Source organism: Streptomyces sp. NPDC007907 (genome assembly GCF_042959365.1).
GTDB classification, from domain to species: domain Bacteria; phylum Actinomycetota; class Actinomycetes; order Streptomycetales; family Streptomycetaceae; genus Streptomyces; species Streptomyces indiaensis.
Window position 1 is genome coordinate 1,104,355 of the sequence record NZ_JBIBKR010000001.1, and the last position, 25,861, is coordinate 1,130,215.

24 protein-coding genes and 1 pseudogene are annotated in these 25,861 nt (G+C 71.8%); 13 read left to right on the forward strand and 12 right to left on the reverse strand.

The features are described 5' to 3' along the window. The 4 genes from ACFZDI_RS05110 to ACFZDI_RS05125 are packed head-to-tail and all read right to left on the reverse strand — an operon-like array spanning nucleotide 1 to nucleotide 3,627. Nucleotides 1-969 (reverse strand): NADH-quinone oxidoreductase subunit H, encoded by a 969-nt coding sequence (locus ACFZDI_RS05110; RefSeq protein ID WP_391247767.1) that lies wholly within the window; start codon nucleotides 967-969, stop codon nucleotides 1-3. Continuing rightward, on the reverse strand, nucleotides 966-2,618 hold the full coding sequence (locus ACFZDI_RS05115) for an NADH-quinone oxidoreductase subunit C (protein WP_391247769.1): 1,653 nt from the start codon (nucleotides 2,616-2,618) through the stop codon (nucleotides 966-968). The genes ACFZDI_RS05110 and ACFZDI_RS05115 overlap by 4 nt, the downstream gene beginning before the upstream one ends. Continuing rightward, on the reverse strand, nucleotides 2,615-3,229 hold the full coding sequence (locus ACFZDI_RS05120; protein ID WP_391247771.1) for an NADH-quinone oxidoreductase subunit NuoB: 615 nt from the start codon (nucleotides 3,227-3,229) through the stop codon (nucleotides 2,615-2,617). The genes ACFZDI_RS05115 and ACFZDI_RS05120 overlap by 4 nt, the downstream gene beginning before the upstream one ends. After that, nucleotides 3,220-3,627, reverse strand: a complete 408-nt coding sequence (locus ACFZDI_RS05125) for an NADH-quinone oxidoreductase subunit A (RefSeq protein WP_104785621.1) — start codon at nucleotides 3,625-3,627, stop codon at nucleotides 3,220-3,222. Before ACFZDI_RS05125 ends, ACFZDI_RS05120 begins: the two co-directional genes overlap by 10 nt. Before the next feature lie 223 nt (nucleotides 3,628-3,850). On the opposite strand from ACFZDI_RS05125, the gene ACFZDI_RS05130 reads away from it, so the two are divergent. The 5 genes from ACFZDI_RS05130 (at nucleotide 3,851) to ACFZDI_RS05150 (ending at nucleotide 10,596) form a co-directional block, all read left to right on the forward strand. Further along, a complete protein-coding gene (locus tag ACFZDI_RS05130) occupies nucleotides 3,851-5,059 on the forward strand; it encodes a sensor domain-containing protein (RefSeq protein ID WP_391247773.1) in 1,209 nt (402 codons plus the stop codon). Nucleotides 5,060-5,169: 110 nt separating this feature from the next. Beyond that, a complete protein-coding gene (locus ACFZDI_RS05135; RefSeq protein WP_391247775.1) occupies nucleotides 5,170-6,531 on the forward strand; it encodes a sensor domain-containing protein in 1,362 nt (453 codons plus the stop codon). Nucleotides 6,532-6,759: 228 nt separating this feature from the next. Next, on the forward strand, nucleotides 6,760-7,419 hold the full coding sequence (locus ACFZDI_RS05140; protein ID WP_308287393.1) for a response regulator transcription factor: 660 nt from the start codon (nucleotides 6,760-6,762) through the stop codon (nucleotides 7,417-7,419). Nucleotides 7,420-7,595: 176 nt separating this feature from the next. Next, complete coding sequence (locus ACFZDI_RS05145; RefSeq protein WP_234846048.1) at nucleotides 7,596-9,524, forward strand: 2-oxoacid:acceptor oxidoreductase subunit alpha; 1,929 nt, start codon at nucleotides 7,596-7,598, stop codon at nucleotides 9,522-9,524. Further along, nucleotides 9,517-10,596: a thiamine pyrophosphate-dependent enzyme gene (locus tag ACFZDI_RS05150; RefSeq protein ID WP_391247776.1), complete on the forward strand. Its 1,080-nt coding sequence runs from the start codon at nucleotides 9,517-9,519 to the stop codon at nucleotides 10,594-10,596. Before ACFZDI_RS05145 ends, ACFZDI_RS05150 begins: the two co-directional genes overlap by 8 nt. Nucleotides 10,597-10,627: 31 nt before the next feature. On the opposite strand, the gene ACFZDI_RS05155 is transcribed toward ACFZDI_RS05150, so the two are convergent. Then, entirely contained in the window at nucleotides 10,628-11,008 is a 381-nt protein-coding gene (locus ACFZDI_RS05155) for a winged helix-turn-helix transcriptional regulator (RefSeq protein ID WP_391247778.1), read from the reverse strand. A gap of 91 nt (nucleotides 11,009-11,099) precedes the next feature. Between ACFZDI_RS05155 and ACFZDI_RS05160 the strand changes: the two genes are divergently transcribed. Beyond that, entirely contained in the window at nucleotides 11,100-11,954 is an 855-nt protein-coding gene (locus tag ACFZDI_RS05160) for an NAD(P)H-binding protein (RefSeq protein WP_391247780.1), read from the forward strand. Nucleotides 11,955-12,139: 185 nt separating this feature from the next. Continuing rightward, nucleotides 12,140-13,090 (forward strand): EamA family transporter RarD, encoded by a 951-nt coding sequence (gene rarD / locus ACFZDI_RS05165; protein WP_391248051.1) that lies wholly within the window; start codon nucleotides 12,140-12,142, stop codon nucleotides 13,088-13,090. Between the two features lie 32 nt (nucleotides 13,091-13,122). On the opposite strand, the pseudogene ACFZDI_RS05170 reads toward rarD, so the two are convergent. Then, nucleotides 13,123-14,325: pseudogene (locus ACFZDI_RS05170) on the reverse strand (MFS transporter); the annotation flags it as partial. 92 nt (nucleotides 14,326-14,417) lie between these two features. On the opposite strand from ACFZDI_RS05170, the gene ACFZDI_RS05175 reads away from it, so the two are divergent. Continuing rightward, nucleotides 14,418-14,867 (forward strand): helix-turn-helix domain-containing protein, encoded by a 450-nt coding sequence (locus ACFZDI_RS05175; protein ID WP_234846043.1) that lies wholly within the window; start codon nucleotides 14,418-14,420, stop codon nucleotides 14,865-14,867. Here ACFZDI_RS05175 and ACFZDI_RS05180 read toward each other — a convergent pair. Beyond that, on the reverse strand, nucleotides 14,854-15,477 hold the full coding sequence (locus tag ACFZDI_RS05180) for an ABATE domain-containing protein (protein WP_391247783.1): 624 nt from the start codon (nucleotides 15,475-15,477) through the stop codon (nucleotides 14,854-14,856). The two genes, ACFZDI_RS05175 and ACFZDI_RS05180, sit on opposite strands and share 14 nt — an antisense overlap. A 21-nt stretch (nucleotides 15,478-15,498) precedes the next feature. On the opposite strand from ACFZDI_RS05180, the gene ACFZDI_RS05185 reads away from it, so the two are divergent. After that, nucleotides 15,499-15,972 carry a VOC family protein gene (locus ACFZDI_RS05185; protein WP_234846041.1) on the forward strand — a complete coding sequence of 158 codons (474 nt, stop codon included), beginning with the start codon at nucleotides 15,499-15,501 and terminating at the stop codon, nucleotides 15,970-15,972. Between the two features lie 152 nt (nucleotides 15,973-16,124). Beyond that, a complete protein-coding gene (locus ACFZDI_RS05190; RefSeq protein ID WP_391247785.1) occupies nucleotides 16,125-17,075 on the forward strand; it encodes a M28 family peptidase in 951 nt (316 codons plus the stop codon). A gap of 16 nt (nucleotides 17,076-17,091) precedes the next feature. Here ACFZDI_RS05190 and ACFZDI_RS05195 read toward each other — a convergent pair whose 3' ends face one another. Beyond that, nucleotides 17,092-18,639 carry a tetratricopeptide repeat protein gene (locus ACFZDI_RS05195; RefSeq protein ID WP_391247787.1) on the reverse strand — a complete coding sequence of 516 codons (1,548 nt, stop codon included), beginning with the start codon at nucleotides 18,637-18,639 and terminating at the stop codon, nucleotides 17,092-17,094. A gap of 159 nt (nucleotides 18,640-18,798) precedes the next feature. Between ACFZDI_RS05195 and ACFZDI_RS05200 the strand changes: the two genes are divergently transcribed. From ACFZDI_RS05200 to ACFZDI_RS05210, 3 genes are all read left to right on the forward strand, one after another. Continuing rightward, nucleotides 18,799-19,302, forward strand: a complete 504-nt coding sequence (locus ACFZDI_RS05200) for a DUF6668 family protein (RefSeq protein WP_234849383.1) — start codon at nucleotides 18,799-18,801, stop codon at nucleotides 19,300-19,302. 20 nt (nucleotides 19,303-19,322) lie between these two features. Beyond that, nucleotides 19,323-20,453 carry an amidase family protein gene (locus ACFZDI_RS05205; protein WP_391247789.1) on the forward strand — a complete coding sequence of 377 codons (1,131 nt, stop codon included), beginning with the start codon at nucleotides 19,323-19,325 and terminating at the stop codon, nucleotides 20,451-20,453. A gap of 122 nt (nucleotides 20,454-20,575) precedes the next feature. Beyond that, a complete protein-coding gene (locus ACFZDI_RS05210; RefSeq protein ID WP_391247791.1) occupies nucleotides 20,576-21,157 on the forward strand; it encodes an NAD(P)H-dependent oxidoreductase in 582 nt (193 codons plus the stop codon). Nucleotides 21,158-21,179: 22 nt separating this feature from the next. Here ACFZDI_RS05210 and ACFZDI_RS05215 read toward each other — a convergent pair whose 3' ends face one another. From ACFZDI_RS05215 to ACFZDI_RS05230, 4 genes are all read right to left on the reverse strand, one after another. Beyond that, nucleotides 21,180-22,097, reverse strand: coding sequence for an ABC transporter permease subunit (locus ACFZDI_RS05215; protein WP_391247793.1), 918 nt, complete (start codon nucleotides 22,095-22,097; stop codon nucleotides 21,180-21,182). After that, nucleotides 22,084-23,067: an ABC transporter ATP-binding protein gene (locus ACFZDI_RS05220; protein ID WP_234849378.1), complete on the reverse strand. Its 984-nt coding sequence runs from the start codon at nucleotides 23,065-23,067 to the stop codon at nucleotides 22,084-22,086. Before ACFZDI_RS05220 ends, ACFZDI_RS05215 begins: the two co-directional genes overlap by 14 nt. Nucleotides 23,068-23,104: 37 nt before the next feature. Further along, a complete protein-coding gene (locus ACFZDI_RS05225) occupies nucleotides 23,105-24,346 on the reverse strand; it encodes an outer membrane lipoprotein carrier protein LolA (RefSeq protein ID WP_391247795.1) in 1,242 nt (413 codons plus the stop codon). 231 nt (nucleotides 24,347-24,577) lie between these two features. Then, the gene (locus ACFZDI_RS05230) at nucleotides 24,578-25,588 is read right to left on the reverse strand and encodes a polyprenyl synthetase family protein (RefSeq protein WP_234849375.1); all 1,011 of its coding nucleotides are present in this window, start codon (nucleotides 25,586-25,588) and stop codon (nucleotides 24,578-24,580) included. Nucleotides 25,589-25,861 lie beyond the last annotated feature (273 nt).

Genomic DNA, 25,861 nt, shown 5'->3' on the forward strand with positions numbered 1-25,861 from the left:
TTACTGGATCACCACCTTGACGATGCCGGTGAGGGCGATCTGAGCGAGGGAAAGGGGGACGAGGAGGGTCCAGGACAGCTTCTGGAGCTGGTCCTCGCGCAGACGCGGGTAGGTGACGCGCAGCCAGATCACGAGGAAGGCGAGGACGGCGGTCTTCAGCAGGGTCCATACCCAGCCGAGGGCGTCGGCGCCCCAGGGGCCGTGCCAGCCGCCGAGGAAGAGGACGGTGGTCAGACCGCACAGGACGACGATTCCGGCGTACTCGGCGAGGAGGAAGAGAGCGAAGCGGAGACCGGTGTACTCGGTGTACGCGCCGAAGATGATCTCCGAGTCGGCGACGGGCATGTCGAAGGGAGGGCGCTGCAGTTCGGCGAGGCCGGCCACGAAGAAGACGATCGCGCCGACGATCTGCCAGGGCAGCCACCACCACTCGAAGGCGTCGAGGATGCCGGGGAGGGAGACGGTGCCGGCCGCCATCGCCACCGAGGCGGCCGTCAGGAGCATCGGCAGTTCGTAGGCGAGGAGCTGGGCGGCGGTGCGCAGGCCTCCGAGCAGGGAGAACTTGTTCGCGGACGCCCAGCCGGCCATGAGCGAGCCGAGGACGCCGACGCCCGTGACGGCAAGGACGAAGAAGACGCCGGCGTCGATGACCTGGCCGACGGCTCCCTCGCCGGGGCCGATGGGGATGGCGAGCAGGACGAGGAGGTAGGGCAGGAGGGCGACGGCGGGAGCCAGTTGGAAGATGCGGCGGTCGGCGCCCGCGGGGACGACGTCCTCCTTCTGCGCGAACTTCACGCCGTCGGCGATCAGCTGGGCCCAGCCGTGGAAGCCGCCGGCGTACATGGGGCCGAGGCGGCCCTGCATGTGGGCCATGACCTTGTGTTCGGTCTGGCCGATGATCAGGGGGAGGGTGAGGAAGACGACGAAGACGACCAGGAGTCGCAGGGCGACGTCGAGCACGTCGTTCACTGCGGGCCTCCTGCGGGGTCCTCGGGGTTCTCAGGGTTCCTGGAGTTGCTGCGGTTCCTGGAGTTGCTGGGGTTCTTGGGATGGTCGGGCTTTCCGGGGCTTCCCGGGTCTTCCCGGTGCTCGGGGTCGTCCCGGTGCTCGGGGTCGTCCTGGTTGCCCGTGGGCTTCGCGGTGTCGTCCGAGGGGTCCGGCCGGGTCGCCGAGTCGGGGGTGCCCGGGGCGTCCGAGGTGTCCGCCGGGCTCGCAGCACGCTCAGGGGCGTCCGAAGCTTTCGGGGACCCCGAGTCCTCCGGGTGATCCGGCGGCTCGGAGGGCTGGGGCTCGTCCCCGGCCTCCCGTGCCGGCAACGGCGCTGCCTCGGGAGACGGTTCCGGGGTCGGTTCGTCGAAGGCGGGGCGGGCGTGGTGCCAGGGGGCGTCCGAGCTGCGCGGGGCGCTCGACGAGGCCGGGCCGGACGTCGGGGACGCGGGGTCGGGCGTCGACGTCGGCCGGCTGGGCTGCTGACTCGTCGATCCCTGCGCCGCCGAGCGGTTCCGCCGTGGTCCCGAGGAGGCCCGGGCAGCCGAAGTCTCAGCGTCGGCAGCCGAAGCCTCAGGACCCGGAGCCGAAGCCTCCGTCCCGGCAGCCGAAGGTTCCGCCCGGGCAGCGGAAGCCTCCGGGCCCTCAGCCGAACGTTCCGGCCGGGCAGCCGAAGGTTCCGGACCCGCAGCCGACGTCTCCGTTCCGGCAGCCGGGGTTTCCGTGCCGGCGGTGGACTGACTCGCCGAGCCTTCCGTGCCGGCGGTGGACCGGCTCGCCGAGCCTTCCGCGGCCGTACGGGTACGCCGGGCGGCAGCCGGAGTCTCGGGGGCGGTGGCGGACTGGCTCGCGGAGCCCTCCGACGCCGAGCGGGTCCGGCGCGGGGCAGTCGGGCCGGTCGCTCCGGCTGTCGGGGTCTGCGCACCGGCGGCGGACTGGCTCGCCGAGCCCTCCGACACCGAGCGAGTGCGTCGTACGGGGCGTTCTCCCGTGGGGCGTGCGGCGCCTCGGGCCGGGCGTTCGCCTGCTGCGCGGCCCGCGCCTCGGGCGGGGGCCGGGGGGAGTTGGCCCTTGAGGGGGCCCCACTCGTTGGGGTCGGGGACGCCGGGCGGGAGCATCTGGCGTCGCTTGGGGCCGCCGTGTTCCGACTCGCCCGGTTCCTTCGCGCCGGGCCAGGCCTTGGCGACGCGGGCGGCCAGGACGAAGTCCTTGCGCAGGGGGTGGCCTTCGAAGTTCTCGGGCAGGAGCAGGTGGTCCAGCGCCGGGTGGCCTTCGAAGGTGACGCCGAACATCTCGTGCGTCTCGCGTTCGTGCCAGGCGGCACCCGCGTAGACGTCGATGGCCGACGGGAGAGTGGGAGCCTCGTGCGGGACCGTCGTGCGCAGCAGGAGGCGTCGCACGGGGGCGAGCGCGGCGACGTGGGCGGTGACGCGGAAGCCGGTGCCGGGTTCGTCGACTGCGCTCAGCCAGTCGAAGTAGGTGCAGCCGAGGCGGTCGCGGGCGGTCTTGAGGGCGGTGATCCAGGCGGCCGGGGGAACGTCGACCGTCAGGACCTCGTAGGACTCCTCGGCGGTGGCGTCGGTGCCGAAGAGTTCCTCGGCGTCCGCGGGCAGCCAGCCGACGGCGGTCATCGGCCCTCCCCCGCGGTCGGGCCCGCTGCGGGCGGCTGCACGAGTCCGCTCTGCAGCGCCGCGGCCGAGGGACGCTCCGCGGCGATGCCGTAGCGCTCCCCCAGCGACTCTCGGGCGATCTTCTCCTGGAGCTTGAGGATGCCCTGGAGCAGCGCCTCAGGCCGGGGCGGGCAGCCGGGGACGTAGACGTCGACGGGGATGATCTGGTCGACGCCCTTGGTGACGGAGTAGGAGTCCCAGTAGGGGCCGCCGCAGTTGCTGCATGCGCCGAAGGAGATGACGTACTTCGGCTCGGGCATCTGCTCGTAGAGGCGTTTGACGGCGGGGGCCATCTTGTCGGTGACCGTGCCGGAGACCACCATCAGGTCGGCCTGGCGGGGGCCCGGGGCGAACGGGATGACGCCGAGGCGGATGAAGTCGTGGCGGGCCATCGACGCGGCGATGAACTCGATCGCGCAGCAGGCGAGGCCGAAGTTGAAGACCCAGAGGGAGTAGCGGCGGCCCCAGTTGAGGACGACCTTCATCGGCTCGGGGGCGAGGCGGGCCAGGGCGCCCAGCCGCTTGGGCTCGGGCAGCAGAACAGGCTCGGACACCGTGGGGTTCACGTCCATGCCAGGACGCCCTTCTTGTAGGCGTAGAGCAGGCCGACCGCCAGGAAGCCGAGGAAGATGAACATCTCGGCCAGGGTCGTCGCGCCGTAGCCGGGGGCGGCGAAGACGGTCGCCCAGGGGAACAGGAAGATCGAGTCGACGGCGAAGATCACGTAGAGGAAGGCGTACACGTAGTAGCGGACCTGGGTGTGGGCCCAGCCCTCGCCGACGGGGTCGACGCCGCACTCGTACGTCAGGAGTTTCTCGGGGGTGGGGACGACGGGCCGCAGCAGGCGGCCGGCCCCGAAGGCAACGGCGACGAACAGCACGCCGATCACGGCGAGCAGTCCGACGACCGAGTAGGACTGGAAGTAGTCCGCCGCGACGACGGTCGTGGTGACGACGGTCGGTTCCGGCACGTCCGTCCCTCGCTCCCTCAAAATTCGGACTGGGTCCTGCGACGATGCTGCGGCTCACGGGGAGGCAGCCGTTCGACGATCTGTACGCACGGGAGTCTAGGCCCTGATAAGGGCAGGGTAAGCAGCCCGTCACCGCCCGGGACAGGGGGGTGGGGTTTTCCTCAGTCGATCGTGGCGGTCCCCCTCATGGCGCGGCAGCTCGCGGCCAGGCACGCTGACGCACATGACCCAACGCATCCCGTCCCCGGGCACGACGGCGGCCCGGTCGGCCGCATGGCCGGACGACCGTCCGCCGCCGGCCCGGCTCGCCTATGACCGGCACACCTGGAAAGAGATCGCGCACCTGCTGGCCAACCTTCCGGTGGCGCTGCTCGGTTTCACCTATGTCGTGACGATGCTGTCCATCGGTTTCGGCCTGACCGTCACGGTGGTCGGGTTCCCGCTCCTCGCGGTCGGACTGGTGGGTGCACGGCAGTTGGGCAGGCTGGAGCGGGCCAGGGCGCGGGCGCTGCTCGGGGTGCGGATCGAGGAGCCGAGCCGGCTGCGGCTGCGCGGTGGGGGCGGCTTCTTCCAGCGGCTGTGGATGCAGCTCAAGGACCCGGTGGGCTGGCGCACGGTGCTGTACGAGCTCATCCGGCTGCCCTGGGGCGTGCTCACCTTCACGGTCACGCTGGTCTCGCTGTTCGTGCTGTGGCCGGTGCTGCCGTTCCTCGCACGGGGGCTGACCAACGCCGACCGGGCCATGGTGCGGGCGCTGTTGTCGCCCTCCGACGAGCTGGAGCGGCGGATCGCCGAGCTGGAGTCGGACCGGGGGGTCGTGGTGGACACGGCCGCGGCCGACCTGCGGCGCATCGAGCGGGATCTGCACGACGGGGCGCAGGCCCGGCTGGTCAATCTGGCGATGGGGCTGGGCCTGGCCAAGGAGAAGGTGCTGGAGGACCCCGACGCGGCGGCGGCGATGGTCGAGGAAGCGCACGGCGAGGTGAAGCTGGCGCTCCAGGAGCTGCGGGATCTGGCGCGTGGCATCCATCCGGCGGTCCTGACCGACCGCGGGCTGGACGCGGCCCTGTCGTCGGTCGCCACGCGCTGCACGGTCCCGGTGAAGGTGACGGTCGATCTGCCGGAGCGGCCGGCCGCGGCCATCGAGGGCATCGCGTACTTCACCGTCTCGGAGCTGCTGCAGAACGTCAGCAAGCACAGCGGGGCGAGGTCGGCCTCGGTGGATGTGTGGCGGACCAACACCCGTCTGCTCATTCAGGTGTGGGACGACGGGGGTGGGGGTGCGAGCCTCGACGGCGGTACGGGGATGAAGGGCCTGGCGGAGCGGCTGGACGCCGTCGACGGTCTCTTCGTGCTGGAGTCGCCCGAGGGCGGCCCGACGACGGTCACGGCGGAGCTGCCGTGGCGTGACCGCTCGGGGGCCACGGGGTAGGGAAAACCCCCCGCCCGAGACGCCGACGGACTCCATGGTCGCTCGACCTGCGGCGGAGCAGGGTGGACGTACGAGAGCACAGCCGCGGGACGAGGAGAAGGACGGCGCCGATGGCCACGGAGTACGGACAGGGGTACGGGCTCGACAGCGGGTCCGGGTTCCCCGGGAGCACCGAACGGCGGCACCGGCTGCCGGCCGCGCTGCGGGCGCCGGTCGAGCTCCGCACCTGGCTGGAGCTGGCCCATGTGCTGCTCGGCCTGCCGATGGGCATTCTGCTGTTCACCTACGCGGTCACGATGGTGTCGCTGGGGGTGGGGCTGCTGGTGACGTTCCTCGGCATACCGGTGCTGGCGGCGGCGCTCGCCGGGTGCCGCGGTCTGGGGGCGCTGGAGCGGATGCGGGCGCGCGGGCTGCTGGGTCTGGAGGTGGCCGAGCCGGAGCCGTTGCGGTCGAAGAAGCCGGGCGCGATGGCGTGGATGGGGGCCGTCCTCAAGAGCGGCGCCTCGTGGCGGGCCCTGCTGTACGCGGTGCTGCATCTGCCGTGGGCGGTGTTCTCGTTCGCCGTCTCCGTGAACGTGTGGGCGCTGGGCTGGGCGCTGCTGACGTATCCGCTGTGGTTCTGGGTGTTCCCGGTGTACGCCGGTCAGGACGGGATCCAGCTGTACGGCGGCGAGGCGCATCTGATCTACCTCGACAACCCGTTCGAGATCACGGTGACCGCGCTGGTGGGTCTGCTGTTCACGATGGCCACGCCGTGGATCGTGCGGGCGCTGACGACGGTGGACCGGGTGATGGTGCACGGGTTGCTCGGGCCGTCGCGGCTGGCCTCGCGGGTGGTGGAGCTGGAGTCGGACCGGGGGGTCGTGGTGGACACGGCGGCGGCCGATCTGCGGCGCATCGAGCGGGATCTGCACGACGGGGCGCAGGCCCGGCTGGTGGCGCTGGCCATGGATCTGGGGCTGGCGAAGGAGAAGCTGCAGGAGGATCCGCGGGTGGCCGCGCGGATGGTGGACGAGGCGCACGGCGAGGTGAAGACGGCGCTGCAGGAGCTGCGGGACCTGGCCCGGGGCATCCATCCGGCGGTGCTGACCGACCGCGGGCTGGACGCGGCGCTGTCGGCGGTGGCGTCGCGGTGCACGGTGCCGGTGCGGGTCGAGGTGGACCTGGTGGAGCGGCCCGCGCCGGCGATCGAGGGGATCGCGTACTTCACGGTGTCGGAGCTGCTGCAGAACGTCAGCAAGCATGCGCGGGCCACGTGGGCGGGCGTGGAGGTGTGGCGGACGGAGAACCGGCTGATGCTCCAGGTCGTGGACAACGGTGTGGGCGGGGCCGACGTGTCGCGGGGGTCGGGCCTTGCGGGGTTGGCGGACCGGCTGGACGCGGTGGACGGGATCCTGGTGGTGGATTCGCCGGGGGGCGGGCCGACGCGGGTGACCGCGGAGTTGCCGTGGCGGGGAGCGGACGTGAAGTGACCTCCGGTCGGGGTGCGGTGACCCCCGGCCTTCGCCAACCCACCACTCGACACGGTGAGACAGAAAGCAATCCCCCCTCCCGATTTCGTCGGGCAAGAAAACGCTCCTCCCCCCATCCGCGTCCCGACCCTGAAATGCTGGTGTTGTCGCACGGGTGGGCGCGGGGCCGTTGTGGGCCGCGGACGGGCGGCAACGGGCTGTGGGGGGCCGGACATCGTGGAGGACAGGGTGCGGGTGGTCATCGCCGAGGATTCAGTGCTGCTCAGGGAGGGCCTGACCCGGCTGCTGACCGACCGCGGGCACGACGTGGTCGCAGGTGTGGGGGACGGCGAGGCGCTGATCAAGACCATCACGGAGTTCGACGCGCAGGGCGAGCTGCCGGACGTGGTCGTGGCGGACGTGCGGATGCCGCCGACACACACCGACGAGGGGGTGCGGGCGGCGGTGCAGCTGCGCAAGGCGCACCCGGGCCTCGGGGTGCTGGTGCTGTCGCAGTACGTGGAGGAGCGTTACGCCACGGAGCTGCTCGCGGGGTCCAGCCGGGGCGTCGGCTATCTGCTGAAGGACCGGGTCGCCGAGGTGCGGGAGTTCGTGGACGCGGTGGTCCGGGTGGCGGAGGGCGGGACGGCGCTCGACCCGGAGGTGGTCGCGCAGTTGCTGGGCCGCAGCCGCAAGCAGGACGTGCTGGCCGGTCTCACCCCGCGGGAGCGCGAGGTGCTGGGGCTGATGGCCGAGGGGCGGACGAACTCGGCGATCGCGCGGCAGCTGGTGGTCAGCGACGGTGCGGTCGAGAAGCACGTCAGCAACATCTTCCTGAAGCTGGGCCTGTCCCCGAGCGAGGGTGATCACCGCAGGGTCCTGGCCGTTCTGACGTATCTCAATTCCTGACGTTCACGATCCCCAACGCCGGAAACCCGGACAAAGAGGGACGCATAGCCATACCGAAGTCGTGTCCAAGATGCGAATGACCCACAGAACGCGACCCCTGCGGTCGTAGTGTTGATCCCGGGAGGGCCTGCGGGAAGGCCTGTCCCGGACAGCGTCCTCGAGGGAGGTCCAGTTCAGTGACCAGCCAGGTCAGTAGCCCAGCGGAGCAGGCCGACGAAGCAGTCGCAGGAGAGCAGCGCAAAGCGGCAGGGGCGAAGGACGTCCGCCGTCTCGACCGGGTGATCATCAGGTTCGCGGGGGACTCGGGTGACGGCATGCAGCTCACCGGTGACCGTTTCACCTCGGAGACCGCGTCGTTCGGCAACGACCTGTCGACGCTGCCGAACTTCCCGGCCGAGATCAGGGCGCCCGCCGGGACCCTGCCGGGTGTGTCGTCCTTCCAGCTGCACTTCGCCGACCACGACATCCTCACGCCCGGTGACGCTCCCAACGTGCTGGTGGCGATGAACCCGGCCGCGCTGAAGGCCAACATCGGCGACCTGCCGCGCGGCGCCGAGGTGATCGTCAACACGGACGAGTTCACCAAGCGGGCGATGCAGAAGGTCGGCTACGAGACGTCCCCGCTGGAGGACGGCTCGCTGGACGGCTACCACGTGCACCCCGTGCCGCTGACCACGCTCACGGTGGAGGCGCTGAAGGAGTTCGACCTCAGCCGCAAGGAGGCCGAGCGCAGCAAGAACATGTTCGCGCTGGGCCTGCTGAGCTGGATGTACCACCGGCCCACCGAGGGCACGGAGAAGTTCCTGAAGTCGAAGTTCGCGAAGAAGCCCGCCATCGCGGCGGCCAACATCACGGCGTTCCGGGCCGGCTGGAACTTCGGTGAGACGACGGAGGACTTCGCCGTCTCCTACGAGGTCGCCCCGGCGGCCACGGCGTTCCCGCCGGGTGTGTACCGCAACATCTCCGGCAACCTCGCCCTGTCGTACGGGCTGGTCGCGGCGAGCCGGCAGGCGGATCTGCCGCTGTACCTGGGGTCGTACCCGATCACTCCGGCGTCTGACATCCTGCACGAACTGTCCAAACACAAGAACTTCGGCGTGCGGACCTTCCAGGCGGAGGACGAGATCGCAGGCATCGGGGCCGCGCTGGGCGCGGCCTTCGGCGGTTCGCTGGCGGTGACCACGACGAGCGGTCCGGGTGTGGCGCTGAAGTCGGAGACGATCGGCCTGGCGGTCTCGCTGGAGCTGCCGCTGCTCGTCGTGGACATCCAGCGCGGCGGCCCGTCGACGGGTCTGCCCACCAAGACCGAGCAGGCGGACCTGCTGCAGGCGATGTACGGGCGCAACGGCGAGGCTCCGGTGCCGGTGGTCGCGCCGCGCACCCCGGCGGACTGCTTCGACGCCGCGCTGGAGGCGGCGCGGATCGCGCTGACGTACCGCACGCCGGTGTTCCTGCTGTCCGACGGCTATCTGGCCAACGGTTCCGAGCCGTGGCGGATCCCGGACATCGAGGAGCTGCCGGATCTGCGGGTGCAGTTCGCGCAGGGCCCGAACCACACGCTCGACGACGGCTCCGAGGTGTTCTGGCCGTACAAGCGGGACCCGCAGACGCTGGCCCGCCCGTGGGCGATCCCGGGCACGCCGGGTCTGGAGCACCGGATCGGCGGCATCGAGAAGCAGGACGGCACGGGCAACATCTCCTACGACCCGGCCAACCACGACTTCATGGTGCGCACCCGGCAGGCGAAGATCGACGGCATCGACGTCCCGGACGTCGAGGTGGACGACCCCCACGAGGCCAGGACGCTGGTGCTCGGCTGGGGTTCGACGTACGGGCCGATCACGGCGGCGGTGCGGCGGCTGCGCCGGGCCGGGGAGTCCGTCGCGCAGGCGCACCTGCGCCATCTCAACCCCTTCCCGCGGAATCTGGGCGAGGTGCTGGAGCGCTACGACAAGGTGGTGATTCCCGAGATGAACCTCGGGCAGCTCGCCACGCTCATCCGGGCGAAGTACCTGGTCGACGCCCACTCGTACACCCAGGTCAACGGCATGCCGTTCAAGGCGGAGCAGCTCGCCGCGGCGTTGAAGGAGGCCATCGATGGCTGACACGTCCATGCACGGCACGGGCACCATCGAGGCGCTGTCTCTCGTCCCCAAGGCCGAGGGCAGGCAATCGATGAAGGACTTCAAGTCCGACCAGGAAGTGCGCTGGTGCCCCGGTTGCGGTGACTACGCCATCCTCGCCGCGGTGCAGGGCTTCATGCCCGAGCTGGGGCTGGCGAAGGAGAACATCGTCTTCGTCTCGGGCATCGGGTGCTCCTCGCGCTTCCCGTACTACATGAACACCTACGGGATGCACTCCATCCACGGCCGCGCCCCGGCCATCGCCACGGGTCTGGCGAGCTCCCGCCGGGATCTGTCGGTGTGGGTCGTCACCGGTGACGGCGACGCGCTGTCGATCGGCGGCAACCACCTGATCCACGCGCTGCGCCGCAACGTCAACCTCAAGATCCTGCTGTTCAACAACCGGATCTACGGTCTGACCAAGGGCCAGTACTCGCCGACCTCCGAGGTCGGGAAGATCACCAAGTCGACGCCGATGGGTTCGCTGGACGCGCCGTTCAACCCCGTGTCGCTGGCGCTCGGCGCGGAGGCGTCCTTCGTGGCGCGGACGGTGGACTCGGACCGCAAGCACCTGACGGAGGTGCTGCGGCAGGCCTCCACCCACCAGGGCACGGCGCTGATCGAGATCTACCAGAACTGCAACATCTTCAACGACGGCGCCTTCGACGCCCTCAAGGACAAGCAGCAGGCCGAGGAGGCCGTGATCCGGCTGGAGCACGGCAAGCCGATCCGCTTCGGCGCGGACCTGGCCAAGGGTGTCGTGAGGGACCCGCTGACCGGTGATCTGAAGGTGGTGGCGGTGACACCGGAGAACGAGGACCGGGTGCTCGTCCACGACGCGCACTCCCCGTCCCCGACCACGGCGTTCGCGCTGTCGCGCCTCGCCGACCCGGACACCCTGCACCACACGCCGATCGGTGTCCTGCGCTCGGTCGAGCGGCCCGTCTACGACACGCAGATGGCCGACCAGCTGGACACCGCCATCGAGCAGCACGGCAAGGGTGATCTGGGCGCGCTGCTGGCGGGCGGCGACACCTGGACGGTCGTGGGCTGACCTGTCCGTACGCCCACGAGGCCCGGGACCGCTAGGAGGCGGCCCGGGCCTCGTCGTATGTGCGCCGCGCCTTCTCCACGTCGTCCATGCGCCGGTGCGTCCAGGCCGTGAGGGCCCGGACCTGTTCGGCGGCCTCACGGCCCAGGTCGGTGAGGGAGTAGTCGACGCGGGGCGGGATGACGGGTTTGGCGTCGCGGTGGACGAGGCCGTCCCGCTCCAGGGTCTGGAGGGTCTGGGTCAGCATCTTCTCGCTGACGCCCCGGCCTCCGTAGGCGCCGATCGCGCGGCGCAGTTCGCTGAAGCGGTAGGGGCGGTCCATGAGCTCGGTCAGGACGAGCACGCCCCAGCGGCTGGTGACGTGCTCCAGGACCAGCCGGTACGGGCACAGGCCCTCGTTGTCACTTACTGCCATGCCAGTACCTTACTTCAAAGTGGGTACTTTCCCATAGTTAGCGCATGCTCTAGCGTTAGTGGCACCGCACCCCACAAGGAGAGTCCTCACCATGAGCATCGTCGTCACCGGAGCCACCGGACACCTCGGCCGTCACGTCGTGGAGCAGCTGCTGGAGAAGGTCCCGGCCGAGCAGATCACCGCAGTCGTGCGCAACGCGGAGAAGGCCGCCGACTTCGCGGGCCGCGGGGTGAGGATCGCCCTGGCCGACTACAACGACCCCGCCTCGTACGACGGCCTCTTCTCGGCCGGTGACAAGGTGCTGCTGATCTCCGGCAACGAGTTCGACAAGGGCCGCGTGCAGCAGCACAAGGTCGTCATCGACGCCGCCAAGACCGCAGGTGTCGCCCTGCTCGCCTACACCAGCGCCCCGGGCACCCTGACCGCCGCCCTCGCCGACGACCACCGCGGCACCGAGGAGATCCTGCTGGACTCCGGTGTGCCTTACGCCCTGCTGCGCAATGGCTGGTACCACGAGAACTACACCGAGAACCTCACGCCGGTGCTGGAGCACAACGCGGTCGTCGCCGCGGCCGGCGAGGGCAAGGTCTCCTCCGCCGCCCGCGCCGACTACGCCGCGGCCGCCGTCGCCGTACTGACGGGCGACGGGCACGAGAACAAGACGTACGAGCTGGGCGGCGACACCCCGTGGAGCTTCGCCGAGTACGCGGCGGAGCTGAGCCGCCGGACCGGCAGGGAGATCACCTACAACGCCGTCTCGCCCGAGGTCCTGACCGGCATCCTGACGGGCGCGGGCCTGCCCGAGCCGCTCGCCGGGATCCTGGCCGGTGTGGACGTCTCCATCGAGAAGGGCGAGCTGGTCATCTCCTCGGGTGACCTGTCCCGCCTGATCGGCCGGCCGACCACCCCGTTCTCCGAGGCCATCGCCGCCGCGCTCAAGGGCTGACACTTCCCTCGCGCGCACCCTCCCCCGGATGTCATGACCGTATGCCGATACGGGCATGACATCCTGGGGCGCTCGGCGTTACCGTCGTGGACGCGGACGCACCAGGCGCGAAGGAGGGGCACGTGAGCGGCAAGCCGAGGGGTGAGCGGCACATAGGACTGCTGAACGGCTTCGCGGCCTACGGGATGTGGGGGCTCGTCCCCCTGTTCTGGCCCCTGCTGAAGCCGGCCGGAGCGGTGGAGATCCTGGCCCACCGGATGGTGTGGTCGCTGGTCTTCGTCGGCGCCGCCCTGCTGGTGCTGCGCCGCTGGGCCTGGGCCGGTGAGCTGCTGCGGCAGCCCCGCAAGCTGGCGCTGATCACGGTCGCCGCGGCGGTGATCACCGTCAACTGGGGGCTGTACATCTGGTCCGTGAACTCCGGGCACGTCGTCGAGGCCTCCCTCGGGTACTTCATCAACCCGCTGGTCACCATCGCGATGGGTGTGCTGCTGCTGAAGGAGCGGCTGCGGCCGGCGCAGTGGGCGGCGGTCGGGACCGGCGTCGTCGCGGTCGTCGTGCTGACCATCGGCTACGGCCGGCCCCCGTGGATCTCGCTCTGCCTCGCGTTCTCCTTCGCCACCTACGGGCTGGTGAAGAAGAAGGTGGGCCTCGGCGGCATCGAGTCGCTGGCCGCCGAGACCGCGATCCAGTTCCTGCCCGCGCTCGGCTTCCTGGTGTGGCTCTCCGCGCGGGGCGACTCCACCTTCGCGACCGAGGGTGCGGGGCACGCGGCGCTGCTCGCCTCGGCCGGCATCGTCACCGCGCTCCCCCTGGTCTGCTTCGGCGCGGCCGCCATCCGCGTGCCGCTGTCCACCATCGGCCTGCTCCAGTACTCGACACCGGTCCTGCAGTTCCTGCTCGGCGTCCTCTACTTCCACGAGGAGATGCCGCCGGAGCGCTGGGCCGGGTTCGCGCTGGTGTGGCTGGCGTTGACGCTGCTCACCTGGGACGCGTTGCGCACCGCGCGCCGGGCCTCCCGGACGCTCACCAGTGAGATCAGCGTGCCCAGCACGACCAGGGCGAGCGGCACGGTCAGTGCCGCACGGAACGCCGAGAGCGTGGCCTCCGGGCCGGACCCGGTGGACGCCAGGCCGTAGACCGCCGTCACCGCCGAGATGCCGATGGCGGAGCCGAACTGCGTCGCCGTGGTCAGCAGCCCGCCGGCCAGCCCCTGCTCCGACTCCGCCACCCCGTCCGTCGCCGCGATCGTCAGCGGCCCGAAGGCCAGGGCGAAGGCGAGGCCGCTGAGCAGCAAGGCCGGGAACATCATGGCGTAGGACCACTCCATGCCGACCGGCAGGAACAGCGCGTACGAGGCCACGGCCAGCAGGAAACCGCCGGTGATCACCGGTGCGTGGCCGAAGCGGGTGACCAGCCGGGGCGTGAGCGTCGGTGCGAGGACGGCGTCGATGCCCGTGACGACCAGGGCCACCGCCGTCTGGAGGGACGACCAGCCGCGCAGTTCCTGCAAGTAGAGCGTGACGACGAACTGGAAGCCGAAGAAGGCACCGAGGAAGAGCAGCGCCCCGAGGTCGGCACGCACGGCCGCGCTCCAGCGCAGCATGCCGAGCCGGACGAGCGGGTCGGGGCAGCGGCGTTCGACCGCGACGAACGCACCGGCCAGCAGCACGGCCGCCAGCCCCGAGGCCAGGGTGAGCGGCCAGTGGTGCAGGCCGTGCTCCAGGCGTACGACGGTGTAGGCGGCCAGCAGCATGGCCCCGGCGGCGGTGACCGCACCGGGGAGGTCGAAGGTGCGCCGGAGCCTCGGCGGGGCATCCTGCCGGGGGATCAGACGGGCGGCGACGACGAGCAGGGCGGCGGCCAGCAGCACCGGCGCGAAGAACACCCAGCGCCAGCCGATCCCGGTGAGCAGACCGCCGATCACCAGGCCGAGGGAGAAGCCGGCGGCGCCCGTCCCGGCGAAGACCAGCAGGGCCTTGTTGCGCTGCGGGCCCTCCTCGTACGAGGTGGTGATCAGGGAGAGCGCCGCCGGGGTCATGAAGGCGGCGGCCACACCCGTGACGAACCGGGCGACGATCAGCATCCAGCCGTCGGTCGCGAAGCCGCCGAGCCCCGAGAAGGCGAGGAAGACGGTCAGCCAGAGCAGGAACATCCGCCGTCGTCCGAGCAGGTCGGCGGCCCGCCCGCCCAGCAGGGTGAAACCGGCGTAGCCGAGCACATAGGCGCTCATCACCCAGGCCGCGGTGCCGGTGGCCAGGCCCAGATCGGCGCGGACGGCCGGGATCGCCACCGCCATCATCGCGACGTCGATGCCTTCGAGAAAGATCGTTCCGCACAGAACGAGCAGCAGCGCCCAGGCACGGGTGCCCATGAGTCAACACTCCTCCGGTCGGGGACGGTTACGCAAGTGAGGGTCAGTTCCCTCTTGTAACCACGGCCCACCCTGCGGCAGCATCGACAGACATGGAAGAAGGCACTTCGAAGTCACCGAGTACCTGCCGGAGCACCGTGGACCACGGCGACGCCGATCCCTTCCAGTGGGACACCCGCGAGGACTGCCAGGTCCGGCAGATCCTCGACCGGATCGCCGACAAGTGGTCGCTGCTGGTCATCGCACTGCTGGAGAACCGGCGGCTGCGCTTCACGGAGCTGCGCCGGGAGATCGACGGGGTCAGCCAGCGGATGCTGACCGTGACCCTGCGTTCGCTGGAGCGGGACGGCCTGGTGAACCGGACGGTGCACCCGGTGGTGCCGCCGCGGGTCGAGTACGAGCTGACCTCCCTCGGCAGGACGCTGCACGCCACGATCCAGTCCCTGGTGACCTGGACGGAGGCGCACCAGGAGGAGATCGCGCAGGCCCGGACCGCGTACGACACCCGTGCGGCTGAGGCCGCGGAGGCTACGACTCCGTAGACGTGTGACGGGCGCGGTGCGTCCGGACCTTCGCGCGGTTCCCGCAGTGCTCCATCGCGCACCAGCGGCGGCGGCCCGGGCGGGAGGTGTCGACGAAGAGCAGGTGGCAGTCGTGCGCGCCGCACTCGCGGACGCGGTCGGCGAAGGGCCCGGTGAACAGGTCGATCGCATCACGGGCGACGGTCGCGAGCAGCCGACTGCCGGTGGCTCCCGGGGCCCAGGCGCGGGTGCCGTCGGGTGCGATGCGGGCGACGAGCGGGGGGCCTGCCGCGGCGGCGTTGACGACGTCCAGGGGGGCGGTCTGCAACGGGCGGCCGTGGGCGCGGTCGGCGGCGAGCAGGAACACGGCGTCGCGCAGGGCGCGGGCCTGCTCCAGCTCCTCCGCGGAGACGGTGAGGTCCAGCCCGTCCGGCAGTCGGCTGCGCCCGGCCCAGGCGACCAGGTCGGAGGGTTCGTGCAGCACTTCCCAGCGGGCGAAGGCGCCGGGGCCGCCCGTCGTCGTCAGCTCCAGGCACAGCGTGCCGGGGTCGAAGCGGTAGGGCTTGCCCGCGTGCGAGACCAGTGTCAGGCCTGGCGTCCGATCCGGCGATTCCCCCGCGCGTCCACTCACCTAACCAGTATAAGTGGTTACATGACGCAGACACCCGCATCGCCCACGCCCGTGCACTGGAAACTCGTCATCGACGCGAACGACCCGCACGCCCAGGCCGACTTCTGGGCCGCCGCCCTGGGGTACGAGGTCGAGGACAACAGCGCCCTCATCGGGAAGCTGCTCGGCTTCGGCGCCCTGCCTGAGGAGGCCACGGTCGACTTCCACGGGCGCCGCGCCTTCCGGGACCTGGTCGCCGTACGGCATCCCGAGGACCCCTTCGAGGAGGAGAGCGGGACCGGGCTGGGGCGGCGGCTGCTGTTCCAGCGCGTGCCGGAGGTGAAGACGGCCAAGAACCGGCTGCACCTCGATCTGCACCCGGGCGGGGGCAGACGCGACGAGGAGGTCGCGCGCCTGGAGGGACTCGGGGCCAGTGCGCTGCGGCGGGTGAAGGAACAGGGCGGCGAGTGGGTCGTGATGGCGGATCCGGAGGGGAACGAGTTCTGCGTGCATTGACCCACGGGGCGGAGGTCGGTGCTCCATAACGCCCTGGCCGGATCCGCACCTTGACGGAGAGTCAGTACCAGCTTCACCATCCAGGCACCCCATTCACTGTGGGCGGCCCGTGGACACCCCACGGGCCACCCGACGGAATCCGGAGCCCCCACATGAAGCTCTCCGTTTCCGCGCGCGCCGTCGCCGCAGGCGGCATGGCGACCGCCATGCTCCTGACCGGCGGTGCCGTGGCGGACGCCGCGTCATCCGCTCCCTCCAGATCCGCCGCCGCCCCGGACATACCCGTGGCGAACGTCAAGACCCATCTGTCCCAGCTGCAGTCCATAGCCACCGCCAACGGCGGCAACCGGGCGCACGGCCGGGCCGGCTACAAGGCCTCCCTCGACTACATCAAGGCCAAGCTGGACGCGGCCGGATACACCACCACGGTCCAGCAGTTCACCGCCTCCAGCCGCACCGGCTACAACCTCGTCGCCGACTGGCCGGGCGGCGACGCGAACCGGGTCGTGATGGCCGGCTCGCACCTCGACAGCGTCACCTCCGGGCCCGGCATCAACGACAACGGCTCGGGCTCCGCCGCGGTCCTGGAGACCGCCCTGGCCGTGTCCCGGGCGCAGTACAAGCCCACCAAGCACCTGCGGTTCGCCTGGTGGGGAGCGGAGGAGCTGGGTCTGGTCGGCTCCCGTTACTACGTCAACCGGCTGGCCACCGCCGACCGTTCGAGGATCAGCGCCTATCTGAACTTCGACATGATCGGCTCCCCGAACCCCGGCTACTTCGTCTACGACGACGACCCGGCGATCGAGAAGACCTTCAAGGACTACTTCGGCGGCATCGGCGTCCCGACCGAGATCGAGACCGAGGGCGACGGCCGCTCCGACCACGCGCCCTTCAAGAGCGCGGGTGTGCCGGTGGGCGGACTGTTCACCGGGGCGAGCCGGACGAAGACGGCGGCGCAGGCGGCCAAGTGGGGCGGTACGGCCGGGCAGTCCTTCGACCGGTGCTACCACTCCTCCTGCGACACGACCGCCAACATCAACGACACCGCCCTGAACCGCAACAGCGACGCCCTCGCGTACGCGGTGTGGGGGCTGTCGGAGTAGCCCCCCTGTCCCACGGCTACCGGGTGCGGGCGCGTTCGGTGAGGCGGCCCATGCGGGCGCGGGCCGACTCCAGCTGCTCGACCTCCTCGGCGGCGGGGCCGTCCTCGGCGGCGAGTTCCGTCCACAGGCCGATCAGGTCGCGCCCGAGTTCCAGCCCGAGCGCCGGGTCGCGCACGGCGCGCCAGGCGGTGGCCGCGCTCTCCACGTTGCCGTAGGCGGCCTCCGCGTCGCCCGTGCGGCGGCGGGCACCGGCCAGGTCGAGCGACAGCCGGAAGGCGCGGAGCGGGTCACCGGCCAAGTAGGCGATGTACGCCGTGAGTTCGCCCAGCCGGAGCACCTCCGGGTGCTCCGGCCCCAGCGTCCCGGACGCCTGCACGAGGGTCTGCTCCGCCAGGGCGGCGGCCGCTTCGATCCTGCCCTCCTTCACCGCCTCGTTGATCCGGCCGACCGGCTCCGCGAGGAGCGCCGGTGCGTCGGACTCGCCCGGGGCGGTGAGGGGTTCGTCCCCGAGCACGGCCTCCGCGACGGCGTCGAAGCCGCGGGGAGGGGTGGGCTTGGGGTCGGGGTCGGGGTCGGAGGCGATCAGGGCGTCTTCGGGGACCGGCGCGGGGCGCGGCGCAGGCTGAGCCTTGGGGATCGGGAGCGGCCTGGCGTCCATGGGCGGGGGCGGGCCGAAGGCACCGGTGGGCGGAGCGACGGTGCCGGGCGGCGTCGCCGCGTCCGGGGCCGGGGGCGTGTCCCGCGGCGCGGGTTCCGCCGACTCGGGTACGGCTCGCAGCTCGAAGGTCGGTACGGGTTCGGCGCCCGGCTGCGGCTCGGGCACGGCCCGCAGCGGGAACGTCGGGGTGGAGCCGCGGCCGGGCTCGGGCACGGGACGCAGCACGTGCGTGGCCCGGTCACCGGGCGGCTGCGGCGGTTCGGCCGGCGGCGCGGGGATATCAGCACCGGGAGCCTGCCGCGGCCCCTGCGCGCTCGCGGTGTCGGCGTCCCGGGGGTGCTGCGGCGCCTGCGCGGACGCGGGCTCGGCGGCTCGGGCCTGCTGCGGCCCCTGTGCGCTCGCGGTGTCGGCAACTCGGGGGTGTTGCGGCCCCTGTGCGCTCGCCGTGTCGGCAACTCGGGGGTGCTGCGGCCCCTGTGCGCTCGCCGTGTCGGCAACTCGGGGGTGCTGCGGCCCCTGTGCGGTCGTCGTTTCGGGGACCCGGGGGTGTTGCTGGTGCGGTGGGGGCGTGGCGATGGGCTCGGACGTGAAGTGGCTGGAGCCGTCCGGGTCGACCTGGAGCGGGACGACGTAGCCGATGCGCTCGTCGCGGATCGTCGCGAGGACGGGATGGCCGGTGGCGAGGGCGATGTGGTGGAGGCGGTTCAGGACGGCCCGCTGGATCTCCTCGCCGGGGGCCGCGAAGACCGGGACCCCGCCCACGGAGGCCCCGTCGGACACCCCGGCCGCTCCCCCGCCCACGTCCGTGCCGGCCACGGGGACATGGACGTCGATCGGCGCCGCCGGGGTCGCCGCGTGCGCGGCCTGCATCTGTTCCCGCTTCTTCTCGCGGCTGAGTCGCGACATCGTCCCCTCACTGGGCGTCGTACACCTACTGTCGAGTGTGTCCGCTCGCCCCCGTTTCTCACGTCACCACGGTGTCACAGGCTCGTCCCAAGGGCCGTCGGCCCCGGCGCGGCCGTCGGGGAGAGCATGAGAACCGCGCGTACGAGGGAGGAGAGGGGCATGCACACAGGCATGCGACAGGGGCCCGAGATCTGGCTGCGCGGCCCGGTGACGACCCCGGAGCCGGGGCCGCCGGAGCCCGCGCACGCCCATGCCGCGGCGCGGCACTTCTCCTGGGTCGGCACGCACGGCGGCGCGGGCGTCTCCACCCTCGCCGCGGTCTACGGCGGCCATGACAGCGGCCGTTCCTGGCCCGGGCCCGGCGATCCCCCGTCGGTGCTGCTGGTCGCGCGGACCCACGCGGCGGGACTCGACACGGTCGCCGGCGCGGTGGAGCTCTTCCGGCGCGGCCAGGCCCCGCCGGGGCTGGACCTGGACGCCGTCGTCCTCGTGGCGGACGCCCCGGGCCGGCTGCCGCGCCCGCTCGCCCAGCGGGTGAGGGCCCTGGAGTCGGTCATCGACGTGTACCGCGTGCCGTGGGTGCCGTCTTGGCGGCTCGGCGAGCCGGGCCGCCCGCCGCGTGAGACGGAGGACCTGGCCCGGTTGACGGGAGCGGCACGCTGACGGCCGTACCCCTGTCGGCCGTGCCCCTGTCGGCGGGGGAGATCGCGGCGGCCGTCCGGACCCGGGAGCTGCGCGCGACGGACGTGGTCGCGGCGGCCCTGGCCCGGATCGAGCGCGCCGATCCGCATCTGTGCGCGTTCGTCGAGGTGTGGGGCGAGGAGGCGTTGCGGCGGGCGGGCGAGCTGGACAGGCGGCTCGACCGCCGGGGCGCGGATCCGTCCCTGCCGCTGGCCGGTGTGCCGATCGCGGTGAAGGGGCGGCACGGACTGCGCGCGGCGGAACCGCTGCTCGCGGCCGGCGGTGTGGCCGTGGGGGCCACGTCCGTGCCCGGGCCGGGGACGCCCTGGCAGACGTGGGGGCTCGGGGCCCGGGGCCGGACCGTCAATCCGTGGCGGGCCGACCGTACGCCGGGCGGTTCGTCGGCCGGGGCGGCGGCGGCCGTGGCGGCCGGGCTGGTTCCGCTGGCGACGGGCAGCGACGGGGCCGGGTCGGTGCGCATCCCGGCGGCGTGGTGCGGAGTGCCGGGACTGAAGCCGACCGGTGGGCGGCTGCCGTCCCGCGACCGTACGGGGCTTGCCGCTCCGGGAGTGCTCGCCCGCTCGGCGGCGGACGTCGGGCTGTGGTGGGCGGTGGTGTCGGAGGAGCCGTTGCCGGCGGAGCCTGCCTTTCCCGTCACCGCCGTCTGGTCCCCCGACCTGGGGTTCGCCGAACCCGACCCGGAGCCCGTCGCGCTGGCGTGGGCGGCCGTGGAGCGGCTGGTGACGGCGGGGGTCGTACGGCTCGTACGGCCGCGAGTGCCGCTGCGGCTGGCGGACCCCGCGCCGGCCTGGCTCGCCCTGCGGACCTCCGGCGCCGATCCGGCCGGGGCAGAGCGCCTGCGGGCGGAGAACGACCGGCGACTCGCCGGGGTCTTCGGCGAAGCCGAGCTGTTGCTGACCCCGACGGCACCGACCGCCCCGCACGGGCACGAGGGGCCCGGGGACCGTTACTCCACCTCGCTCACCTGGGCGTTCAACCTCAGCGGACACCCCGCGACGAGCCTGCCGGCGGGCTTGGGCGCCGACGGCTGCCCGGCCGGGCTACAGGTGGTGGCACCGCACGGCCGGGAGGCACTGCTACTGGCCGTGGCGCGCAGGGCGGAGCGCGGCTGACGGGAGCCGACCGAGATGACGGGCACCCCCGGCACCAACGGGGGCACCCCTGGCACATTTACTTGCGTACGCATATGATGCACACGCCTGTAATTGATGTACGCCGACTTTGAGGGGCACCCATGACCCGCCGTTTCCTTTTCGTCCTGGGCAGCGCTCGCGCCGAGGGCAACTCCGAGCTGCTGGCCCGCCGGGCCGCCGAACAACTGCCCCCGGACGTCGAGCAGGAGTGGCTGGACCTCACCGAGTTTCCGGTGCCGGATTTCGAGGACCTGCGGCACGACAGCGACCACGTCCGCCCGACCGAGGGCAACGTGGCCCGGCTGCTCGACGCCACGCTCGCGGCGACGGACATCGTGATCGTCTCGCCCCTGTACTGGTACTCGGTCTCCGCGCAGACCAAGCGCTACCTGGACTACTGGTCGGGCTGGCTGCGCACACCGGGCCTGGACTTCAAGGCGACCCTGGCCGGCCGCACCCTGTGGGGCGTCACCGCCCTCGCGCACACGCAGGAGGTGGTCGCCGACCCGCTCGTCGGGGCACTGCACAACTCGGCGGCGTACATGGGGATGCGCTTCGGCGGGGTGCTGCTCGGCAACGGCAGCAGGCCCGGTGACGTGCTGACCGACGACGCGGCCCTGACCCGCGCCAAGACCTTCTTCACGCAGGAGGCGCCCCTGGCCAGGTTCCTGTACGAGGACTGAGCACCGGGACCGGGTCCGCGGCCTAGGCGGTGATGTCCTTCGTCGTGAAGCGCGCCCACGCCGCCGACCCGAACACCGCCGCGTAGAGGGCCTGCAACTCGACGTTCTTCGTCAGGTCGTCCCAGTAGACCGGCTCGCGCATGAGGTCGGCGAAGGACAGCCAGTAGTGGGAGAAGAGGTAGGGCTGGAGGGCGTGCAGCTGCGGGATCTGGTCGAGGATCTGGACCGTGATCAGCAGGCCGACCGTCGTCGCCATCGCCGCGATGCCGCTGCCCGTCAGCGTCGAGACGAACAGGCCGAGCGCGGCGACGCCGATCAGGGAGGCGGCGACGGCCAGGGCGATCAGCAGGGCCCTGCCCAGGCCCTCGGCGAAGCCGATCCGCGTGCCGGAGATGGTCGTCAGGTCCCCGAGCGGGAAGAGCAACGCGCCCACGGTCAGCGCGGACACGGCGACCACGAGTGTGGCGGTCAGGCAGAAGACGACGACCGTCGCGTACTTGGTGAGCAGCAGGCGGCCGCGGCCGGCCGGGGCGACCAGTAGGTACCGCAGCGTGCCGGAGTTGGCCTCGCCGGCGATCGCGTCCCCGGCGACGACCCCGACCGCCATGGGCAGGAAGAACGGCACCGTGGCGGCCAGGGCGGTGAAGACGAGGAACAGGCCGTTGTTGGTGATCTGCGAGAGGAAGGCGGGTCCGCCTCCCCCGCCGCCGGGACCGGCCGAGGAACCGTCGCCGGTCTCGATCTTGACCGCGATGCCCACCAGGACGGGGACGGCCGCCAGCACCGCGAGGAGGGCCAAGGTGCGCCAGCGGCGGAACGTGGTCAGCAGTTCGTTGCCAAGGAGGGAGGCGCGGAAGGTCGTCCGGCGGGTGCGGGCCGTCTGTGGCTCCTCGCGCAGTTCCCCGCGCCCCTGAGGGGCGCTCGGATCAGCCCGCGACATCGAAGCCCTCCCCCGTCAGCGCCACGAACGCGTCCTCCAGCGAGGCCCGTTCGACGGTGAGGCCGCGTACCCGGACCCCGGCCGTCACCAGCGCGGCGGTCACCTCGGCGAGGTCGCGGTCCGGGGGTTCGCCGGTCACCCGGTCGTCGGTGACGACGACGTCGCCCACGCCCTGCTCCTTCAGCACCCGGGCCGCCTCCGCCGTGTCCGGCGTGGTCACGGCCAGCCGGCCGCGCGCCCCGGCGGACAGCTCGGCGACCGGGCCCTGCGTGATCAGCCGGCCCTGCGCCATCACGGCCGCGTGCGTGCAGACCTGCTCGATCTCGTCGAGGAGGTGGGAGGAGAGGAAGACGGTCGTGCCGTCCGAGGCCAGTTCCCGTACGAGGGTGCGGATCTCGCGCATGCCCTGCGGGTCGAGGCCGTTGGTCGGCTCGTCGAGGACGAGCAGCCGACGCGGCTGGAGCAGCGCGGCCGCGAGGCCCAGGCGCTGTTTCATGCCCAGCGAGTAGGCCTTGGCCTTCTTGCCCGCGGCGGCCGTCAGGCCCACCCGGTCCAGTGCGGCGGCGACCCGGGCGCGCCGGGTGCGTGGATCGGCGGCCGGGTCGGCGCTGTCGTAGCGGACGAGGTTGTCACGGCCGGAGAGGAAGCCGTAGAGGGCCGGGCCCTCGATGAGGGCGCCGACGTGCGGCAGTACGGCGCGGGTGGCCCGGGGCATGGGCTGCCCCAGGACCCGGGCCGTGCCGGAGGTGGGTTCGATGAGACCCATCAGCATGCGGATGGTGGTGGTCTTGCCGGAGCCGTTGGGTCCGAGGAAGCCGAAGACGCTGCCCGCCGGGACGGTCAGGTCGAGACCGTCCACGGCGAGCTGTCCGCCGCGGTAGCGCTTGGTGAGCGCGCGGGTGGCGATGACCGGTTCGTCGCCGGCCCCGGTCCCTCCCTGCTCCGGTTCCGTGGCGGACACCTCGCCCATCGGCTTCCTCGTTCCCTCGACGTCGCCCAGGCAGGGGCTACTTGGCGGCGTCGGCCGCCTTCACGAGCGCGTCCTTGGTGACCAGGCCCGCGTAGACCTTGCCGTCGTCGGTGACGAGGGCGTTGACGAGGCGGGTCGAGAAGACCGTGCCCGAGCCGAACTCGCCGTGGACCTTGTCGCCGAGCGAGTCGAGGAAGCCGCCGAACTCGCCGCCGGCCTTGCCGGAGGGCACGCCCTCGCCGCCGGTGTCGAAGGTGGCGATGGCGTTCCAGCCCTCACCGATGGTCTTCATCCCGTCGGGGCCCTTGCCGGCGTCCTGTCCGGCCTCGGGGGCGTGGTCCTTCGCCCCGCCCTTGCCGAACTCCTCGCCGAAACCCTTGCTTGCACCCTTGGGAGCGTCCTTCTCCTCGGTGACCTTCGCGCCCTTGGGCGGGGTGAAGTCGAAGGTCGAGGCGGCGGGCCTGGCGAAGTCCACCTTGGTGAAGCCGACGTCGACGACGGCGGCGCCGCCACTGGCCGGGGTCAGCGTGAACTTCAGCGGCATGCCGGTCTTCGCGTCCACGGCCACCGTGATCGCGCCGACCGTCGAGCCGGACTGCTTGGGCTGGACGACCAGCTTGTAGGCGTCCCGCCCGGCGACCTGGGCGGTGCCGTCCACGGTCACGGACGTCGTGTCGTCGACCGCCTTCAGGGCCTCCTCGGCGAAGTCCTTCGGCGTGGCCGGCGGCTGCTGGTCCTTGCCGCGCTCCGGGCTGTCGGCGGAGGTGCCGTGGTAGACCTCGTTGGACTTGCTGTCGTAGCCCCAGACGTCCGTGCCGTTGTGGATGACGCTGTACTCGGCGGCGTTCTCCAGCAGCGACAGCTTCTGCCGGTCCGGGCCGTCGACGGCGACGCGCAGGGTGTGCGTGCCGGAGGCCAGTTCGGTGAGTTTGGCCGTCGGGTCGGCGGAGGAGCCGTCCCCGCCCTGGCCCGCGGCGCCGGACAGCAGGCCGGACTCCAGGCCGCCGAGGTTCGGCAGGCCGAGGTCCGTGCTGATCTTCACCGTGCCGGACAGCTGCTGGACGTCCGACTTCGCGATCTTCTCGATGAGCTGCTGTGCGCTGATCTTCGGGAGGTCGGGGTCGCCGGAGTCGGCGAGGGCGGGCACCAGGCCGATCGTCGCGGCCGCCACCCCCACCACCGTGACCGGGACGATGTACCGCGCGGCCTTGCGCCGCCCGGAGCGCTGCTCGTCGACCTCTCCGGCGGTCGTGCTGTCGTCGGATGCGTACGGTGCCATGTGTGCCCTACCTCCGTGGTCGGCGGCGGCTGTCCGTGTCGTCCACGCACTCGTCCCTGAGCCGCCATTCTCACCCGAACAGGTGAGGAGTGGTGTTCTTCCGTGCATCCATCTGACCAAATCGGCCAGGGAGATACGTCAGACCCCGGACTCAACTGCGCGTACTGCTGGGGTATGACACGGAGGGGCGACTTCTCCCCCGACCCGTAGGGGTCGCAGGGGAAGGGCGTGCTAGCCGGCCCGGTGCACCACCGCGTCGCACAGCTCCTGGAGCGCCGTCTTCGCGGTGCACTCCGGCAGCGGTGCCAGCGCCGAACGGGCGTCCTGGGCATAGCGGACGGTGTCCCGACGGGCCTGCTCCAGGGCCGGGTGGGCGCGCAGCAGGCGCAGGGCCTCGCTGTGCCGGTCGTCGTCGGTGAGGTCGGAGTCGAGCAGCTCGCACAGGGCGAGGTCCTCGGCGAGCCCGAGCCGGGCCGCGCGCTCCCGCAGCCGCAGCACCGGCAGGGTGGGGATGCCCTCGCGCAGGTCGGTACCGGGGGTCTTGCCGGACTCGTGGGAGTCGGAGGCGATGTCGAGGACGTCGTCCGCGAGCTGGAAGGCGACGCCGAGCCGCTCGCCGTACTGGGTCAGCACGTTCACGACGGTGTCGTCGGCGCCGGACATCATCGCGCCGAACCGGCACGACACGGCGATCAGCGAGCCGGTCTTGCCGCCCAGCACGTCCAGGTAGTGCTCGATGGGGTCCCGGCCGTCCTGCGGTCCGGCCGTCTCCAGGATCTGGCCGGTCACCAGGCGCTCGAACGCCTCGGCCTGCACCCGCACGGCCTCGGGGCCGAGGTCGGCCAGGATGTGCGAGGCGCGGGCGAAGAGGAAGTCGCCGGTGAGGACCGCGACGGAGTTGCCCCAGCGGGTGTTGGCACTGGGGACGCCACGGCGCACGGCGGCCTCGTCCATGACGTCGTCGTGGTACAGCGTGGCGAGGTGGGTCAGCTCCACGACGACGGCCGACGGCACGATCCCGGGTGCGTGGCGGTCGCCGAACTGGGCGGAGAGCATCACGAGCAGCGGGCGGAACCGCTTGCCGCCGGCCCGCACCAGATGCTGGGCGGCCTCCGTGATGAAGGGCACCTCACTCTTGGTGGCCTCGAGCAAGCCTTCCTCGACAGCCGCCAACCCGGCCTGGACGTCGGCTTCCAGATCCTGGTCCCGCACGCTCAGCCCGAACGGCCCGACGTCGGTCACGAGGGGTCTCCTGTCTGCTGTGTCTGCCGGTGATTACGCGGATTGTCGATAGGTCGCCGCTCTCACTCGAGTCAGCGTATCCGGTCACGTTTCGATCACCGCCAGCGCCCATGGTTACAGGCCGGGTGGTATCCGATCACGACCGCTATGTTTTCGATCAACCTATAAGAACAGATATTTATCGACTTACCCAGGGGTAGAGAACTATGCACGATTTGCCGTGATGATTCGGCGAATTCCCCTTGGCGGAAATTGCCCTCTCGGCCCGTGATC

Coding starts and splice junctions, on each gene's coding strand:
- ACFZDI_RS05115 (WP_391247769.1), bottom strand. CDS start 2,618: ATGACCGCCGTCGGCTGGCTGCCCGCGGACGCCGAGGAACTCTTCGGC.
- ACFZDI_RS05120 (WP_391247771.1), bottom strand. CDS start 3,229: ATGGACGTGAACCCCACGGTGTCCGAGCCTGTTCTGCTGCCCGAGCCC.
- ACFZDI_RS05130 (WP_391247773.1), top strand. CDS start 3,851: ATGACCCAACGCATCCCGTCCCCGGGCACGACGGCGGCCCGGTCGGCC.
- ACFZDI_RS05135 (WP_391247775.1), top strand. CDS start 5,170: ATGGCCACGGAGTACGGACAGGGGTACGGGCTCGACAGCGGGTCCGGG.
- ACFZDI_RS05150 (WP_391247776.1), top strand. CDS start 9,517: ATGGCTGACACGTCCATGCACGGCACGGGCACCATCGAGGCGCTGTCT.
- ACFZDI_RS05155 (WP_391247778.1), bottom strand. CDS start 11,008: ATGGCAGTAAGTGACAACGAGGGCCTGTGCCCGTACCGGCTGGTCCTG.
- ACFZDI_RS05160 (WP_391247780.1), top strand. CDS start 11,100: ATGAGCATCGTCGTCACCGGAGCCACCGGACACCTCGGCCGTCACGTC.
- rarD (WP_391248051.1), top strand. CDS start 12,140: ATGTGGGGGCTCGTCCCCCTGTTCTGGCCCCTGCTGAAGCCGGCCGGA.
- ACFZDI_RS05175 (WP_234846043.1), top strand. CDS start 14,418: ATGGAAGAAGGCACTTCGAAGTCACCGAGTACCTGCCGGAGCACCGTG.
- ACFZDI_RS05185 (WP_234846041.1), top strand. CDS start 15,499: ATGACGCAGACACCCGCATCGCCCACGCCCGTGCACTGGAAACTCGTC.
- ACFZDI_RS05190 (WP_391247785.1), top strand. CDS start 16,125: ATGAAGCTCTCCGTTTCCGCGCGCGCCGTCGCCGCAGGCGGCATGGCG.
- ACFZDI_RS05195 (WP_391247787.1), bottom strand. CDS start 18,639: ATGTCGCGACTCAGCCGCGAGAAGAAGCGGGAACAGATGCAGGCCGCG.
- ACFZDI_RS05200 (WP_234849383.1), top strand. CDS start 18,799: ATGCACACAGGCATGCGACAGGGGCCCGAGATCTGGCTGCGCGGCCCG.
- ACFZDI_RS05210 (WP_391247791.1), top strand. CDS start 20,576: ATGACCCGCCGTTTCCTTTTCGTCCTGGGCAGCGCTCGCGCCGAGGGC.
- ACFZDI_RS05215 (WP_391247793.1), bottom strand. CDS start 22,097: ATGTCGCGGGCTGATCCGAGCGCCCCTCAGGGGCGCGGGGAACTGCGC.
- ACFZDI_RS05220 (WP_234849378.1), bottom strand. CDS start 23,067: ATGGGCGAGGTGTCCGCCACGGAACCGGAGCAGGGAGGGACCGGGGCC.
- ACFZDI_RS05225 (WP_391247795.1), bottom strand. CDS start 24,346: ATGGCACCGTACGCATCCGACGACAGCACGACCGCCGGAGAGGTCGAC.